The sequence below is a fragment of the Jeotgalicoccus coquinae genome (assembly GCF_014207425.1).
Taxonomy (GTDB): Bacteria; Bacillota; Bacilli; order Staphylococcales; family Salinicoccaceae; genus Jeotgalicoccus; species Jeotgalicoccus coquinae.
In genome coordinates this window covers 1-14,936 of sequence record NZ_JACHFF010000003.1, presented here as the reverse complement: position 1 = coordinate 14,936, position 14,936 = coordinate 1, and the positions used below count along the sequence as shown (strand labels likewise).

At 41.2% G+C, this 14,936-nt stretch carries 19 protein-coding genes and 1 rRNA gene; 2 read left to right on the top strand and 18 right to left on the bottom strand.

All coding sequences use genetic code 11. From position 1 onward, the window contains the following. Positions 1-3: 3 nt before the first annotated feature. Positions 4-909, bottom strand: coding sequence for a LytTR family DNA-binding domain-containing protein (locus HNR41_RS08835; RefSeq protein ID WP_184283824.1), 906 nt, complete (start codon positions 907-909; stop codon positions 4-6). A gap of 174 nt (positions 910-1,083) precedes the next feature. Between HNR41_RS08835 and HNR41_RS08830 the strand changes: the two genes are divergently transcribed. Further along, the gene (locus HNR41_RS08830) at positions 1,084-1,647 is read left to right on the top strand and encodes an NADPH-dependent FMN reductase (protein WP_184283822.1); all 564 of its coding nucleotides are present in this window, start codon (positions 1,084-1,086) and stop codon (positions 1,645-1,647) included. 48 nt (positions 1,648-1,695) lie between these two features. Here the strand turns inward: HNR41_RS08830 and HNR41_RS08825 are convergent, their stop codons facing one another. From HNR41_RS08825 to metG, 7 genes are all read right to left on the bottom strand, one after another. Continuing rightward, entirely contained in the window at positions 1,696-2,259 is a 564-nt protein-coding gene (locus tag HNR41_RS08825; RefSeq protein ID WP_184283820.1) for an NADPH-dependent FMN reductase, read from the bottom strand. Continuing rightward, positions 2,259-3,350 (bottom strand): LLM class flavin-dependent oxidoreductase, encoded by a 1,092-nt coding sequence (locus HNR41_RS08820; RefSeq protein ID WP_376698673.1) that lies wholly within the window; start codon positions 3,348-3,350, stop codon positions 2,259-2,261. Before HNR41_RS08820 ends, HNR41_RS08825 begins: the two co-directional genes overlap by 1 nt. A gap of 111 nt (positions 3,351-3,461) precedes the next feature. Continuing rightward, a complete protein-coding gene (locus HNR41_RS08815) occupies positions 3,462-3,728 on the bottom strand; it encodes a Veg family protein (RefSeq protein WP_026860087.1) in 267 nt (88 codons plus the stop codon). Between the two features lie 75 nt (positions 3,729-3,803). Continuing rightward, positions 3,804-4,688, bottom strand: coding sequence for a 16S rRNA (adenine(1518)-N(6)/adenine(1519)-N(6))-dimethyltransferase RsmA (rsmA, locus tag HNR41_RS08810; protein ID WP_184284306.1), 885 nt, complete (start codon positions 4,686-4,688; stop codon positions 3,804-3,806). Then, positions 4,688-5,242, bottom strand: a complete 555-nt coding sequence (gene rnmV, locus HNR41_RS08805) for a ribonuclease M5 (protein WP_184283818.1) — start codon at positions 5,240-5,242, stop codon at positions 4,688-4,690. Before rnmV ends, rsmA begins: the two co-directional genes overlap by 1 nt. Positions 5,243-5,360: 118 nt before the next feature. After that, positions 5,361-6,125, bottom strand: a complete 765-nt coding sequence (locus HNR41_RS08800) for a TatD family hydrolase (protein WP_184283816.1) — start codon at positions 6,123-6,125, stop codon at positions 5,361-5,363. 16 nt (positions 6,126-6,141) lie between these two features. Next, positions 6,142-8,112, bottom strand: a complete 1,971-nt coding sequence (gene metG / locus HNR41_RS08795; RefSeq protein ID WP_184283814.1) for a methionine--tRNA ligase — start codon at positions 8,110-8,112, stop codon at positions 6,142-6,144. 226 nt (positions 8,113-8,338) lie between these two features. Here metG and abrB point away from each other — a divergent pair, with 226 nt between their 5' ends. Further along, positions 8,339-8,617, top strand: a complete 279-nt coding sequence (gene abrB, locus HNR41_RS08790; RefSeq protein ID WP_184283812.1) for a transition state genes transcriptional regulator AbrB — start codon at positions 8,339-8,341, stop codon at positions 8,615-8,617. Positions 8,618-8,657: 40 nt separating this feature from the next. Here the strand turns inward: abrB and rsmI are convergent, their stop codons facing one another. From rsmI to rrf, 10 genes are all read right to left on the bottom strand, one after another. Then, a complete protein-coding gene (gene rsmI / locus HNR41_RS08785) occupies positions 8,658-9,470 on the bottom strand; it encodes a 16S rRNA (cytidine(1402)-2'-O)-methyltransferase (RefSeq protein WP_221432912.1) in 813 nt (270 codons plus the stop codon). 2 nt (positions 9,471-9,472) lie between these two features. After that, positions 9,473-9,730 carry a GIY-YIG nuclease family protein gene (locus HNR41_RS08780; RefSeq protein ID WP_229714993.1) on the bottom strand — a complete coding sequence of 86 codons (258 nt, stop codon included), beginning with the start codon at positions 9,728-9,730 and terminating at the stop codon, positions 9,473-9,475. After that, on the bottom strand, positions 9,714-10,454 hold the full coding sequence (locus HNR41_RS08775) for a tRNA1(Val) (adenine(37)-N6)-methyltransferase (RefSeq protein WP_184283808.1): 741 nt from the start codon (positions 10,452-10,454) through the stop codon (positions 9,714-9,716). Before HNR41_RS08775 ends, HNR41_RS08780 begins: the two co-directional genes overlap by 17 nt. 38 nt (positions 10,455-10,492) lie before the next feature. Next, positions 10,493-10,804: an initiation-control protein YabA gene (locus HNR41_RS08770; protein WP_026860078.1), complete on the bottom strand. Its 312-nt coding sequence runs from the start codon at positions 10,802-10,804 to the stop codon at positions 10,493-10,495. After that, positions 10,804-11,613, bottom strand: coding sequence for a PSP1 domain-containing protein (locus tag HNR41_RS08765; RefSeq protein WP_184284302.1), 810 nt, complete (start codon positions 11,611-11,613; stop codon positions 10,804-10,806). The genes HNR41_RS08770 and HNR41_RS08765 overlap by 1 nt, the downstream gene beginning before the upstream one ends. Positions 11,614-11,622: 9 nt before the next feature. Continuing rightward, complete coding sequence (locus HNR41_RS08760) at positions 11,623-12,528, bottom strand: DNA polymerase III delta subunit-related protein (protein WP_184283806.1); 906 nt, start codon at positions 12,526-12,528, stop codon at positions 11,623-11,625. A gap of 1 nt (position 12,529) precedes the next feature. Then, positions 12,530-12,859, bottom strand: a complete 330-nt coding sequence (gene darA, locus HNR41_RS08755; protein WP_184283804.1) for a cyclic di-AMP receptor DarA — start codon at positions 12,857-12,859, stop codon at positions 12,530-12,532. Beyond that, on the bottom strand, positions 12,859-13,488 hold the full coding sequence (tmk, locus tag HNR41_RS08750) for a dTMP kinase (RefSeq protein WP_184283802.1): 630 nt from the start codon (positions 13,486-13,488) through the stop codon (positions 12,859-12,861). Before tmk ends, darA begins: the two co-directional genes overlap by 1 nt. Then, positions 13,485-14,729, bottom strand: coding sequence for an aminotransferase class I/II-fold pyridoxal phosphate-dependent enzyme (locus tag HNR41_RS08745; protein ID WP_184283800.1), 1,245 nt, complete (start codon positions 14,727-14,729; stop codon positions 13,485-13,487). The genes tmk and HNR41_RS08745 overlap by 4 nt, the downstream gene beginning before the upstream one ends. Positions 14,730-14,844: 115 nt before the next feature. Next, positions 14,845-14,936 (bottom strand): 5S ribosomal RNA (gene rrf, locus HNR41_RS08740); the annotation flags it as partial.

Genomic DNA, 14,936 nt, shown 5'->3' with positions numbered 1-14,936 from the left:
ATTTTATAGTTTTACAAGCTTCTCCTGTATTTCATTAAACTTCGCACGTGACAGCGGAATCTTCGCCTTTTCAGGATTGCTGATAATCACAGAATAAGTATTTTTAGACCATGTAATAATCTCTTTTACTTTATGGAGATTAACAATATAAGAACGGTGACAGCGGTAAAAACCGTGTGCTTCCAGCTGTTCTTCCGCACCCTGCAGTGTCGATTCCATTACAAACTTCTCCGAACCGAGATTAATATAAGTTTTGCCGTCCTGACTTTCAAGATACTCAATATCTTCTATAGTAACGAAAATTGTTTTATCGTTTGCTTTCACTTTAATCTTACTCACATTTGAGATGCTGTCTTCTTCAGTATTATCTGCGGTTTCAACGACCTGCAGACCCTGTTCAGTCAGCTTCATGACATCAGGCTGTACGATAAATGCATCCTCCAGTCTCGATGCCGCGACAAAAAGCGACTTCCCCTGATTAACCAGCTGTTCTTTCATTTTATGGAACAGATGAATATTATCATTCACTGTATTGATAAAAGGATCGATAAAAACAATATGCTTATTATTGCTGAGCAATGCGTGAATATAAGTCAGCTTTTGAATTTCAGCACGGCTCAGTTTCGACAACCTGGTGGAAACATCAGTAATGTTAAACTGACGGACCAGATCATCGGTTTTCAACGGACTGTTATACCATTTTCTTAAGTATTCAATATGGACTTTTAAATTCATCCGTTTATAATATAATAAACTGCCTGAAAAGACGTGGACACCTGCGTTCTGAAGTGTCTCTGCAAAAACTTCGAGACGCTCGTATGGAATCTGAACCGCGAGAACCTCTCCGGCTGTCATTTTAATCTTTTCATCAGACCGGAGGCCTGTTAAATTTTTAACCTCTATCTCCATAATCATTGCTCCTATTGTTTAAAATCACTTTTAAATTTACCATGTAAACGTAATCATGACAATTTATGAATATAAATGAACTAAAGTCTTTATTTCCATTTCGAAATACTGTATATTATAACTAGTTACAAAATGTAACTTAATATTTTTCACATACTTCGGAGGAATTATATAATGACTAAAATTGGTATTGTTACAGGTAGTACACGTGAATCACGTGTTAACTTGCAGGTTGCAGAGTGGCTTAAAGACTTTGCTGAGAAATTAGATACAGGTGCAGAGTTCGAAATCGTAGATATTAAAGATTACGAAGCACCATTATTCAAAGAAGCTTTACCACCGTTAATGGCTAACAAACAGTACGGTTCTGACGTAATCAATAACTGGTCAGCTAAAATTGATTCACTTGACGGTTATATCTTTGTTACTCCAGAATACAATAAAGCTGTTTCACCGGCACTTAAAAACCTTCTTGATTACATCGGACCTGAGTTCGGTAACAAATCAGCAGGTATCGTTGGATACGGTTCAACTTTAGGTGTTGCTGCAACACTTTCACTGCGTCAGATTCTTTCAAACTTTAACATGGCTACTGTAGGACCTTTCGGTGCTTTCAGCCTGTTCACTGACTTTGAAGAAATGACTAAATTTGCGCCTGCAGAGCTTCATAACCCAACAATTGAAGCTGTAATCACTACTACAGTTAACTGGGCTAACGGACTTAAAACAATCCGATAAATTATAAGTAAAAAGCGTTCAGGAGATTATCCTGAACGCTTTTTCACTTTAGAATCCAAACGAGTCATTAAATTTTTCAAGTACTGCCTGCTGAGCTTCTGCATTGTTAAATGTATTATCAATGAGCGCATCCAGTCTGAGCAGAATATCATCATTCTCGATACCTTCCATACCGAAGTCCTGATCCAGAATATACACATATCCCGGTACAATATTTGCTTTCATGTAAGACAGAATCGGTTTCAGCTGCTGTTCCGGCACCAGGTAATGTCTGAGTGAACCGGCAGTAATAATCATACCGACAGTTTTATTACGAAATGCATCCGGTGGAAGCAGATCAAATAAGTTTTTTAACGGACCTGGAATTGAAGCCTGGAAAATCGGTGTACCGATAAATACAACATCCGCTTCCATTATTTTAGTCAGCGCTTCAGTCGTTGCACCGCCGTAGTCCAAATAGTTTCGCCCGTCGCTGAACGGCATATCATATTCTTTTAAGTCTATATATTCAATTTCATGAACATTTAATGATTCAATTTTTCCTCTAAGTGCCGTCGTCGCTTTACGTGTCTTGCTTCCGACGACCGACCCGCTGATGATTACTGCTTTCATTACTGTTCCCCCTGTGATTTTGTATATTTTTTAACTGCAGGCAGTATCTTTTCTCCAATAATATCTATGTTACGTTTAATATCTTCCATTGTCACGCCACCAAAATCGAGCTGTGCAATATAACGGTCATGATTAAATAACTCATGCTGATAAAGTATCTTCTCTATTATAAGTTCCGGGTCTCCGACGTTAATTACACTGCGGTAATCCTGTCCCTGGGCAAAGCCCTGTTTAGGGAATCCCTGACCGTTTGATTTCTTCATTCCCTCATTAATATGAGGATAATACTTTTTGTAAGCTTCGAGCGTATCTTCATGTGTAAAGAAGAACCCCGCAGTTGCTACAGGCAGCCTGAAAGCATCGTAGCCCGCTTCTTCCGCCGTCTGTCTGTACAGGTCAATACGGCTCTTAAAAGCATCAGCCGGCCCGCCTAAGTGCGCCTGATACATCGGTACACCTGTCAGTCCTGCTTTATGCGCTGAAGCCATTGAACCCCCGACAGCACGCCATACCGGCAGTCCATTGTGTTCATTTTCCGGACGTGGAATCACATGTGCATTATTTAACGGCGCACGGAACTCTCCCTGCCAGTCAACATATTCATTTTCGTTAATCTTTAAGAAGAGTTCAAACTTCTCTTCAAACAGTGCTTCATAATCATTTAAATTATATCCGAGCAGATCATATAATCCGACTCGTGATGCACGGCCTGCAATAACTTCCATACGCCCGCCCGATATCAGATCGATTGTCGAAGCATCTTCAAACACACGAACCGGATCCGATGTACTGATGATTGTTGAGCCGGACGCGATTTTTATTCTGCCAGTCGACTGTGCGATGGCAGATAAGATGACCATATGCGCCTGTGATGTAAAATAATCCTGGTGGGATTCACCGACCTGGAATGTGTCGATGCCCGCCTGTTCTGCATATTGGGCAGTTTCAATAATTTCTTTAATACGCTGGCTTGCCGGGATTCTCTCTCCCGTATGCGGATTCGGCAAATGATCTCCGAGAGTATACAGGCCGAATTCAAGCCCCTTTGATTTATCTATTTCCGGCATGATATGAGGGTTGTTTATATTCATAAGTCACACTCCATCTATTATATAATTTTAATAATATATATAATGATTGCGGTATGCTCAATATCCGCTCACAAAACAAAAAAACCATCCGAAAGGATGGTTTTTAATATGTTATTGAATTAAAAATTCTTCTGTAAAATCGTCGTTATAGAAAGTAACCTCTACATTTGATGTTAGTACGTCTGTGTATGTATAAGATACACGCTCAAAATTATGCTCGTCTTGATCTAGTTCAACTACGAAAATCGATGGATAAGTCTCTCTTAAAATACCTTTTCTTTCAATCAACTTCTTGCGGCCTCCGTTAGCACGAAGTACACATGGATTTCCTAACTGACAATCAAGAATCTTTTTGATGTCGATTAATGTTTTTGGCATTATACCCCACCTCACTAAGACCATTGTAACAAGTTTACATAATTCTGTCAAAAAATTGCCATTATACCAGTTTTCCTAGGCGAATTCCAAGTCACTTTTCTTGAAGGCGTCGTAAATTGCCTTATAGTCCTCAAGCGATAAACTCTCACCGCGGCGGACAGGTTCAATTCCGGCTTCTTCAAACAGCGCTCTGATTTCATCTTTTTTCTTTTTACCATCCAGAAACAATGTCTGATAGTTGTTCAGTATTGTTTTGCGACGATGCAGGAACGCACCTCTCGTTAATTTGAAAAACGTATCTTCATCGTCCACTTCAACTTTTCTTTCCGGACGCGTCTTCAGTTCAACGATAATCGAATCGACGTTCGGCGGCGGCATAAATACTGTTCTCGGTACATTCTGTACAGTTTTCGCTTCTGTATAATAATCGATTGCAATCGACAGTGAACCGTACGCTTTTGAGTTCGGTGATGCACTGATACGCTCGCCGACTTCTTTCTGCATCATCACATAGTAGCGTGAAATCGGCAGATGACCAGTCAGGAAGTTCATCAGTATCGGTGTTGTAATGTAATACGGCAAGTTTGCCACAACGACGATATCATCACAGTCGCTTAAATACTCTTCAATACGCGCCGGTACATCCGCTTCCAGTATATCCTCATTGATTACTGTTACATTATCGTACGCGCTTAACGTATCACCAAGTACTGGAATCAGACGCTGGTCTATTTCAAAAGCCAGCACTTTTTTTGCATTAATTGCAAGGTGCTCTGTTAATGAACCGATCCCCGGACCGACTTCTATAACGCCTGTATTTTCATTAATATCCGCTTTATGGATCACTTCTTTAATGACATTTGAGTCGATTAAAAAGTTCTGTCCGAGACTTTTCTTAAATTTAAAGTGATGTTTTTCGAGGATTTCTTTAGTTCGTCCTACAGTGGAGATATGCTTCATCATTTATTCACTTCCAGCTCATTTAATATTTCTGCAACTTTTTCAGGTGAGATGCTGTAGCGGTTCAGCTTTTTGCGCAGCTGCGTTGCATTCGCATAGCCGATATTAAGCTTTTCCGTTAAATACTCACGGCGTTCTTTCGCAGCAGCATTGCCGGATAAGCGTAAATACTGCATATCCTGAATCGTAATCTGTTCTTCTTCGACCTGCTGGCTCGTCTGACAGTTTTCAAGTGCGGAACGGATATCCTGAAGACGGGCATGTTCCACGCCGACACTGTTATGTCCCAGCGCTTTATGTTTTGGTAAAAATGCTTCTTTTATATTCGGGAATCGTTCGATAATCGTATTTCTGATTTTATGGCCCGGGAAGTCCGGATCTGTAAATATAATGGCACCGCGAGTATTTAATGCCACTTCAATTTCTTCAAGTGTCCGTTCATTAATTGCGGAACCGTTCGTTTCAATCGTTTCGCAGATAACTGCTTCTTTTAATCTGCGTGTATCATCTCTGCCTTCAACGACAATAATTTCTTTAATCACAGGTTTTTCCATACAATGTCACCTCTTATACCTCGTTTAGTATCATAACATATTTTTCATATTTCTTATCTTTCTGCACCATAAAAAAAGTGCCTCACCTCAACCAAAGTCAAAGTGAAACACTTTCATTTTAGATGTTATAAAGTCTTTTTGCGTTCTCAGTCGTTGCCGCCGCAAGATCTTCGTAGCTCATGCCGCGAAGTTCCGCAATTTTCTCGGCAACCAGTTTTACGTGTGCCGGTTCGTTGCGTTTACCGCGGAACGGATGCGGCGTTAAATACGGTGCATCCGTTTCAACGAGCAGACGGTCAAGCGGTACGTGAACGGCTATCTTTTTAGGCAGCTGTGCATTTTTAAATGTCACCGGTCCGCCAAGCGAGACATAAAAGTTCATAGCGATAATTTCATCTGCAGTCTTTTCATCTGCGCTGAACGCATGCATGATACCGCCGATTTCTCCGGCATTTTCTTCTTTCAGAATTTCAACACAATCCTCAGTCGATTCACGGTTGTGGATAATGATTGGCAGACCGACACGTTTTGCCAGTGCCAGCTGCTTTCTGAAAAGTTCTTTCTGCACATCTTTCGGTGACTTATCCCAATGATAGTCGAGACCTGTTTCACCGATACCGACAATTTTCTCATGAGCAGACAGTTCTTCTATCCACTTAAGATCTTCATCAGTGCAGTCGATGGCATCGACCGGATGCCATCCAATTACGCCGTATATATCATCATATTCTTCAATGAGTTCCATCGTGCGTTCAATCGACGGACGGTCGCAGCCGATAACAACCATTTTCTCAAGTCCGTTCTCACGCGCACGCGCAATCACTTCCTCCAGGTCTTCATTGTACTGGTGTGCATTCAGATGGACGTGTGTATCGATTAACACATAATCACTCCTTGATTTATTTTACAATGCTGCCGTTTTCAATGCCGTCAGGCACATCAATTAACGTTAAACGGCTGCCTTTTTCTGCAGTTAAAATCATACCTTCTGATTTCTCTCCGCGCAGATTTACAGGCTGCAGGTTTGTTACGACAAGTACTTTTTTGCCGATAATGTCTCCCGGCTCGTAATGCTCGTGAATTCCCGAAACAATCTGGCGTTCTTCATTGCCTAAATCCACCTGGATTTTCAACAGTTTCTTGGCTTTCTTCACAGCTTCTGCTGCAATGATAGTTGCAACTTTAATTTCTACTTTGTTAAAGTCATCAATTGTAATTTTTTCTGCCGCTTCAGTTTCTTCTTCCTCTTTTTCAGCTGCAGGCGGACGCATCTGGTTTTTAATGTGCGTCACTTCTTCTTCAACATCCAGTCTCGGATAGATTGGTGTCGGTTTAACCAGCTGTCCGGCAGGTTTAACGATACCGTATTCCAATACTGATTCATACGTCTGCTGGTTTTCATCAGTAATATTCAGCTGTTTGAAGATTTCTTTCGGACCGTGCGGCAGGTACGGGCTTAATAATACAGCCGCGATACGGATGTTTTCCGCCAGGTGCACCATTACATTGCCAAGTGCATCTTTGTTTGCTTCATCTTTCGCCAGCACCCATGGTGCCGTTTCGTCGATATACTTGTTCGAACGGCCGATAATTGTCCATACCGCTCTAAGCGCATGGCTGAACTGCATTTTTTCCATAGCAGCTTCATATTCCGAAACGCTGTCTTTAACAGCAGCTTCAAGACTTTTATCGAAATCGGTATGAGTACCTGTATATGCAGGCACATGTCCGTCGAAGTATTTGTTAATCATTGAAATTGTACGGTTCACCAGGTTCCCAAGGTCGTTTGCCAAATCAAAGTTCGTACGTTCGATAAACGACTCAGGTGTAAACACGCCGTCAGAACCGAATGGCACTTCACGCATTAAATAATAACGGAGTGAGTCGAGACCATAGCGTTCGACAATCTGGTCAGGGTAAATAACGTTCCCTTTTGACTTGGACATCTTGCCGTCTTTCATCAGCAGCCAGCCGTGTCCGAGTAATTTTTTCGGCAGCGGCAGGTCTAATGCCATCAGCATAATCGGCCAGTAAATTGCGTGGAATCTTACGATTTCCTTACCGATCATGTGGACATCTGCAGGCCAGTATTTTTTAAACAGCTCGTCTTCATCTGTCGAGTAGCCGAGTGCCGTAATGTAGTTAGCCAGTGCATCGATCCATACGTAGACAACGTGTTTAGGATCCGATTTAACCGGCACTCCCCATTTGAATGTCGTTCTTGATACAGCGAGGTCTTCAAGTCCCGGTTTAATGAAGTTATTCAGCATTTCATTTTTGCGCGCTTCAGGCTGAATGAAATCCGGATTATCTTCGTAATACTTCACAAGGCGGTCAGCGTATTTGCTCATTTTGAAGAAATAGCTCTCTTCTTTAACAAGTTCCACATCGTGTCCGCTCGGCGCTCTTCCGCCAATCATTTTACCGTCTTCATCGCGGTAAACTTCATCAAGCTGAGTTTCAGTAAAGAATTCTTCATCCTGAACCGAGTACCATCCTTCGTATTCACCAAGGTAAATATCTCCCTGTTCAAGCAGGCGTTCGAAAATGTACTGTACAGCTGCTTTATGTTTTTCGCTTGTCGTACGGATAAACTGATCGTAAGTAATATCGAGCATCTTCCATAATTCTTTCATGCTCTCCGCCATGTCATCGACGTAAGCCTGAGGTGTAATCCCCATGTCATCAGCTTTCTGCTCTATTTTCTGACCGTGTTCGTCAGTACCTGTTAAGTAATATACGTCAAAGCCTCTCAGGCGTTTATAACGTGCCATTACATCACATGCAATTGTCGTATATGCATTACCGATATGGAGTTTTCCACTCGGATAATAAATTGGCGTAGTGATATAAAATGTTGGTTTGGTCATGGGACATCCTCCTATAATATACTTATCTAATATATCTAATTTATGTATGTTTTTCAATTCTGAACAGTTTTTAATAGTTTTCCCATTATTTTTATGCTATAGTCATGAATATCCAATTTCGGGTAATAGATTCGAAGCTTATTTTCTTTTATTTTACTGCACGATCATATTTCCGAATTGGACATAACCCATTATATTTTGGTTAACTATGTAGGAGGAATCACTAATGAAATCTACTGGAATTGTGCGTAAAGTTGATGAACTTGGACGCGTCGTTATTCCAATTGAACTTCGTCGCGTTCTCGATATCGAGGTTAAAGATGCACTGGAAATTTTCACTGATGACGATAAAATCATTCTGAAAAAATACCAGCCGCGCATGACTTGCGCAGTAACCGGCGATGTATCCGACGACAACATGTCACTTGCTGACGGTAAAATTGTACTCAGCAAAGAAGGCGCCGATCAGCTAATTAAAGAAATTAAAAAGAAAATCGATAAATAATTAAAAGAAACCATGCCGTGAATATTTCATTCACGGCTTTTTATTTATGAAATTCATTATACACTTCCTGTTTTTTCAAGCCGCGCAGTTCCGCAACGAGCTTAATCGCATCTTTCGGGCGCATACCCTCTTCAACGAGCTCTGTAACGTGATCTTTCGGCGTTCCTGTGAACTCCGACTGTTCTTCTTTATAACTGTCTATAACGACGACAAACTCTCCTTTTAAAGGAATACCGTTATCCAGCTGTGCTAAAATTTCATCTGCTGTACCTCTGACATGCTGTTCAAATTTCTTCGTAATCTCGCGAGATACGCTGACGATTCTGCCGCTGTCTATCTTACTGACTTCTGTCATCAGAGATTTCATTCTGTGCGGTGATTCGTAAAGTACCGACGTGAATTTATGGTGCATTATTTCAGAAAGTTTCTCCCGCTGCTTCGATGAGCTTTTAGGCAGAAATCCGAAATACGTAAATTCGTAGCTTGGAATACCACTTGCTACAAGCGCCATCGTAAAGGCTGATGCAGCCGGAATCACAGCGTACGGCAGTTTTTCATCCTGCATGCGGCTGACGAGTTCAAAACCGGGGTCCGATATTACAGGCATACCCGCATCAGTTACAAGTGCATATGTTTTGCCGTTTCTTATATCTTCTATAATAGACTCTGTCGCTTCTTCTTTATTGAAATCATGATAGCTTTTAAGCGGCGTATCAATATTAAAATGTGTCGTTAATTTACGGGTAATACGCGTATCTTCACACAGAATCACATCTGCTTCTTCAAGCGTCTTAATCGCTCTGTATGACATATCATCCAAGTTCCCTATCGGTGTCCCGGTAATATATAACATAATTATCCTCCTATTAACGATAACTTCTGCTGTTTTGTCAGCTGTTTAATCGCATACTCACGTCTCAGTGCCGTACTTTTCGAATCGAAGACTTCGACATAGCGAAGCGTTACAGGCAGTCTCCCCCGTGTATACTTCGCACCGAGACCGGCATTGTGCGTCGTAACCCGTGCATCAATATCGGTCGTGTAGCCCGTATACAGACTGAAATCACTGCATTCAACAATATAGACATAGTATCTTTTATCCTCTGTTGTCACCGTAATACACCTCAAGCATTTCATCGGAATATGTCTTGTCCGCATTATAAATATAAAACGGCGGCAGTATATCAGCATACGCGTTAGAATTAAAAATTGCTTCCACAATGATAAACATCGCGGTTTTGCTGTTCACATCATTGTACACATGCTGGGCGCGTCTGACTCTGAAGCCCTGGTTATGCATTTCTGTGAATACTTCAGCGCTGCGCTCTGCACGGTGAACCATGTAGAGGCGTCCTTTGTTCGTTATTAAATAACGGCATGCCTCAACGATGCCTTTTAAATCGATATGCAGTTCGTGGCGCGCAATGCTCTGCGGTCCTTTATCTTTTAACGGCTGGTTGCTTGTAAAATACGGCGGATTTACTGTAATGACGTCATACGAAGAATGTTTCATAGAAGTTTTAAGTTCTTTAATGTCGAGATTATACATCGTAATCTGATCTGACTTGTCATTCATCTGAATGCTGCGCTCTGCCATATCCACCAGCAGTTCCTGAATTTCAACAGCATCGATCGGCTGCGTTGCACGGTGTGATAAAAGGAGCGGAATAATGCCGTTGCCGCTGCATAAATCCATAATTCTGTTATCGCGCTTATTAATCTTCACAAAGTTACCGAGCAGCAGTGCGTCGACAGAAAATGAAAAGGTTTCGCTGCTTTGAATAATACACATATCTTCCCTGAACAGGTCATCTGTGCGTTCGTTTGATTTTAACATTGAGTTCACTCCAAAAAGAAAAGCAGCTGATCGCTGCTTTAACTTTGTCTTTCATTAAAAAATGCCTGGCAGAATAAGCAGTCGTCTCCGTGTCTGTGTGTGCCAAAATGGATGCTGCATACATGAAATCCTTCATCGTATAAACTTTTCAATGAGTTTTCTTTAAATGGAGAATCTGCCGTCTCTTTATCATTTAAAAGCTGCTCATAGTTTTCTTTCTCAAGTTCCAGGCTGACGTTTTCCTCAACCAGTTTTACAGTGAGTTCTTTCAGTGTCTGCACTTCTTCATCCATCATTTTGATATTGCGTTCGAGCTGCTGAATATGCAGGAACAGTTTTTCACGATCCATTACTTCACAACCTCTAGCTTATCTATATCTTCTTCACCGTACTCTTCAATATAATCATCTGAACCTTTAACTCTGACAGCTAAATCCAGTATGTTAATACCGATAACTCTCCCGATGCCTGCCGGTGTTTTTACTTTAGTGCCGACATCAGGCAGTTTGGTACGTGCATCTTCATAATACTCGTCTTCGTAGTTCAAGCAGCACATCAGACGGCCGCAGGCCCCTGATATTTTACTTGGAGATAACGATAAGTCCTGGTTTTTGGCCATTTGAATACTTACCGGCACAAAGTCTCCGAGGAACGTCGAACAGCAGTGCGCACGGCCGCATGGACCGATACCGCCAAGGTACTTCGCTTCATCTCTGACACCAATCTGACGCAGCTCGATACGTGTTTTAAAGCGAGTTGCCAGAATTCTGACAAGTGATCTGAAGTCCACTCTGTCATCTGCTGTAAAGTTAAAAATGAGCTTCTTCATATCAAGCGTGAATTTAGCATTCACAAGGTTCATATCAAGTTTTTCATCTTTAATTGCATTTGTACAAAAATCCATTGCAGTTTCAGCTTTTTCTTCATTCGCCTTAAATTTAATTAAATCATCTTCTGTTGCCAGACGAACAAATTTACCATCGGGTTCAACGATATTATCTTTCGGTATTTCATAAGTCCCTTTTACTACATTAAGCAGTTCAAGACCTCTCTTTGTTTCCGCGACAACATAGTCACCGCGTTCTATAGAATCATCACTGCAAGTGATATAAATATTATCGTAATAATCAAGTTGCGTGACCTTGATGATTTTAAGCATATTCATTCATCAACCTTTCGCACCTATGACCATACCTTCAAAAACAAGCATTGGATTAACGTTAAATGAAAGCAGCTGATTCGCTTTTTGAATTTCTTCAAGCATACGTGTCAGTTTAACTGCATTTACATCATTGCCTTCCGGCAGTGGCGCATCAAACGGTTGAAAATCATCGAGACCGATAGTTTTATGCAGCGCCTGGCGGATAAATCCGGCGAGGAGCTGCAGCATCAGTTCGTAATCCTTACGGTCATCACAAATATCGATTATTCTTTTAGCATCGATTAATACAAGCGGATGATTATGTATCCAGCGCGTTCCGAAGCTGATTGCTTCCTGGCGCATGTCGCTGAATTTTTCAGCCATCTCGTTAACGTGATGAGCATTTAGTGCGAGAGCATTGACGGTTTTCGTTTCAGCTTCGCTTAAATTAGGCAGCGAATCTTCGCGGTCCCCGTCCTCTCCCTGGATATGAATGTGCTGGCTTCTCGAATGTATAGTCGGAAGGATGCCGCTTTTATTTATCGTTAATAAAATCGCAATTGTTCTTTCCGGCGGTTCTTCTAAAAATTTCAAAATACTGTTTTCGGCCTGCGGAGTCAGTTTTTCAAACTGCTCAATTATATACACTTTATAATCAGACTCAATCGGTTTCTGGTTCATCTGGCGGACCAGCTGCTCGATTTCTTCTTTCTTAATCGTATTTTCAGCTGTCGATAAATAATATAAATCCGGATGGTTCCCTGAATCAATCAGCATATCATTTCGCGTATTGCTGCCGAAAATATGCAGCGCAAAAAACTTGCTGTACTTGCGCAGTGTTTCTATTGCATCGCCTTCGAACATATAAGTATGACTCAGCTTATTGTTCTCGATAATTTTTAATAATTGCTGCTGTACGATATTGTTATTCATCTTAAAATCTTTCGAATTGTTCGATCGGTAAAACAAAAACAGTAGCGCCGCCGACTTCAACTTCAACCGGGTAAGGAATATAAGAATCCGCATTCCCGCCCATTGGCGTTACCGGTGCAACAGTCTGCTCGCGGTTACCGCAAGTATCGTCAATAAGTTTAAGAAGTTCATTTACACGTGCATCTTCCACCCCGCACAGGAACGTAGTGTTACCCGCACGAAGGAAACCGCCTGTAGAAGCAAGTTTCGTATTTCGGAAGTCATTCTTTGTTAATTTATCATTTAATCTTTGGCTGTCATGGTCCTGGACAATAGCTATTACCATTTTCATTATTCTTCACCTCTAGATTGTATATAAGTATTTATAATATTTAATGTATCTCTAACAACGTTCTCAACTGACTGGTCTGCATCAACAATTTTAATTCTGTCGGGATATAACTCCGATAACTCATTATAACCCAAGACTACTTTTTTATGAAAGTCTATAGTTTCATCATCCAGACGATTATTTTCCCGTGCATTATCCCGGATTCGCTGCAGTCCTGTTTCCGGATCGAGTTTTAAGTAAATTGTTAAGTCCGGCATATAACTATCAATAGCAAATTTATTTATCGCCATTATATCATCAAAGCCGATGCCGCGTGCAATGCCCTGGTAAGCAAGTGAACTGTCGACAAACCTGTCGCATAATACAATTTTACCTGCCTCAAGTGCCGGTACCACACGTTCAACAAGATGCTGGCGGCGCGATGCTGCAAAAAGCAGTGCTTCGGTTCTGCCATCCATATCGTAGTCTTTAGTCAGCAGTACTTCGCGAATTTTTTCGCTGATTGGTATACCGCCGGGCTCACGTGTTTTTACGACTTCATGCGTTTCTGCCAATAATGCTCTGATTTGTTCTATAACCGTAGTCTTTCCTGATCCTTCCGGACCTTCAAAAGTGATGAAGTAACTCATAATTCTGCCTCATTCATATAATAGTAGATGTTATATTGTATACCCTCTATTTTAACATGATTAACCTGGTAGTGCTTTATCCTTTTAATAACATCTGCCGTAATCACATTTCCTTTTAAAACAAGCGGTACACCGGGTGGATAAGGCACTATATTCTCGACACATATCTCCCCTTCAAGTATATCTGTATTCATAACTGTTCCTTCATTAAATGCAGCAGGAGTTAACTTTGTAATTCTTTCAAGCAGTGCTGTAAACGGATATCTGTCCCCCTCATGCCAGAGCGGCAGGCACCACAGCACACCTTCATCAGTGACCATCTCTGAATAGACACCTGAATCACGCAGGCTCTGTTCGAGGTTGTATGGACCTTCGGAAGAATTCAGTATCAGCTTCGCAGGATCATCCTGTTCTTTTGTATCTATTCCAGCTGCTTTAAGATGATGAATCAGCTGTCCCCGTTTCTGAAAGAATTCTTTATCATCATACTCGTTATAAAACTGCTGCGCATATTCAATCGAAGCCAGTACTAAATATGACGGACTGGACGTTTCGAACTGGTTGATGTAATGCATTATACGCTGATGAAGCGCACTGTCTCCCGTAAATAAAACAGAGGCCATAGTCAGTGCGGGCAGCATTTTATGATAAGACTCTATAACGACATCTGCACCAGACTTTAATAATGACGCTTCAAAGTTATTTGTAATCGATAAATGCGCACCGTGCGCCGCATCTATAATACTTAATCCATTATTCTTCCTTATGTATTCCACATGCTTCTCAATATCTTTAATAAGTTCACCTGTATATGAAGGAGAAGTCAATATTACACAGCTGTCATCAAGATCCAGTTCATACAATTCTTCCGGACGGATAACTGTATAGTCACTATTAATGAGTGATACTCCGTGATACACCGATTTATGAGCATCCCCTGCTATATAGAAATGACTCACCCGTTCCTTTATCGCATGTATGCTGCAGATGATGCCATTTGTAGTACCGTTTACCATTGCCTGTGCATGATAGCCCGGTGCTTTCTGTGCAAGCATAGTATTCAATTCACTTAGTATTTCAACAGGGTCATGAAGATCATCCAGTCCCGGTATCTCAGTCAGATCATAGTCAGCTTTAATAACATCAGACAGTTCTCCAATTGTATTGTTCTTATGTCCGGGTACATGCATAGATATTGAATTATCATTATGCAGTCCTTTTAACTTACTTATAAGAGACATATATACCTCCGATAGATTTTATAACATTATTATACTATATAAAAAAGAACAAAAAAAAGAGACCTCGAAAGGTCTCAATGCGGCTCATCGCATCCATATATTTGAATATGTCTTAGCCTGGCAGCGTCCTACTCTTGCGGGACGTCAGTCCAACTACCATCGGCGCTGGAGAGCTTAACTGCTGTGTTCGACATGGGAACAGGTGTG

Excerpts from the sequence above, each read along its gene's own strand:
- rsmI (WP_221432912.1), bottom strand. The coding sequence starts at position 9,470 with ATGTTATATATTACCGGGACACCGATAGGGAACTTGGATGATATGTCA.
- HNR41_RS08820 (WP_376698673.1), bottom strand. The coding sequence starts at position 3,350 with ATGAATATAAACAACCCTCATATCATGCCGGAAATAGATAAATCAAAG.
- HNR41_RS08815 (WP_026860087.1), bottom strand. The coding sequence starts at position 3,728 with ATGCCAAAAACATTAATCGACATCAAAAAGATTCTTGATTGTCAGTTA.
- rnmV (WP_184283818.1), bottom strand. The coding sequence starts at position 5,242 with ATGGAAAAACCTGTGATTAAAGAAATTATTGTCGTTGAAGGCAGAGAT.
- HNR41_RS08835 (WP_184283824.1), bottom strand. The coding sequence starts at position 909 with ATGGAGATAGAGGTTAAAAATTTAACAGGCCTCCGGTCTGATGAAAAG.
- tmk (WP_184283802.1), bottom strand. The coding sequence starts at position 13,488 with ATGAGTTACTTCATCACTTTTGAAGGTCCGGAAGGATCAGGAAAGACT.
- HNR41_RS08745 (WP_184283800.1), bottom strand. The coding sequence starts at position 14,729 with ATGTCTCTTATAAGTAAGTTAAAAGGACTGCATAATGATAATTCAATA.
- HNR41_RS08765 (WP_184284302.1), bottom strand. The coding sequence starts at position 11,613 with ATGCTTAAAATCATCAAGGTCACGCAACTTGATTATTACGATAATATT.
- HNR41_RS08760 (WP_184283806.1), bottom strand. The coding sequence starts at position 12,528 with ATGAATAACAATATCGTACAGCAGCAATTATTAAAAATTATCGAGAAC.
- HNR41_RS08825 (WP_184283820.1), bottom strand. The coding sequence starts at position 2,259 with ATGAAAGCAGTAATCATCAGCGGGTCGGTCGTCGGAAGCAAGACACGT.
- HNR41_RS08770 (WP_026860078.1), bottom strand. The coding sequence starts at position 10,804 with ATGGATCGTGAAAAACTGTTCCTGCATATTCAGCAGCTCGAACGCAAT.
- HNR41_RS08830 (WP_184283822.1), top strand. The coding sequence starts at position 1,084 with ATGACTAAAATTGGTATTGTTACAGGTAGTACACGTGAATCACGTGTT.
- rsmA (WP_184284306.1), bottom strand. The coding sequence starts at position 4,688 with ATGAAGCATATCTCCACTGTAGGACGAACTAAAGAAATCCTCGAAAAA.
- abrB (WP_184283812.1), top strand. The coding sequence starts at position 8,339 with ATGAAATCTACTGGAATTGTGCGTAAAGTTGATGAACTTGGACGCGTC.
- HNR41_RS08775 (WP_184283808.1), bottom strand. The coding sequence starts at position 10,454 with ATGTTAAAATCAAACGAACGCACAGATGACCTGTTCAGGGAAGATATG.
- metG (WP_184283814.1), bottom strand. The coding sequence starts at position 8,112 with ATGACCAAACCAACATTTTATATCACTACGCCAATTTATTATCCGAGT.
- darA (WP_184283804.1), bottom strand. The coding sequence starts at position 12,859 with ATGAAAATGGTAATAGCTATTGTCCAGGACCATGACAGCCAAAGATTA.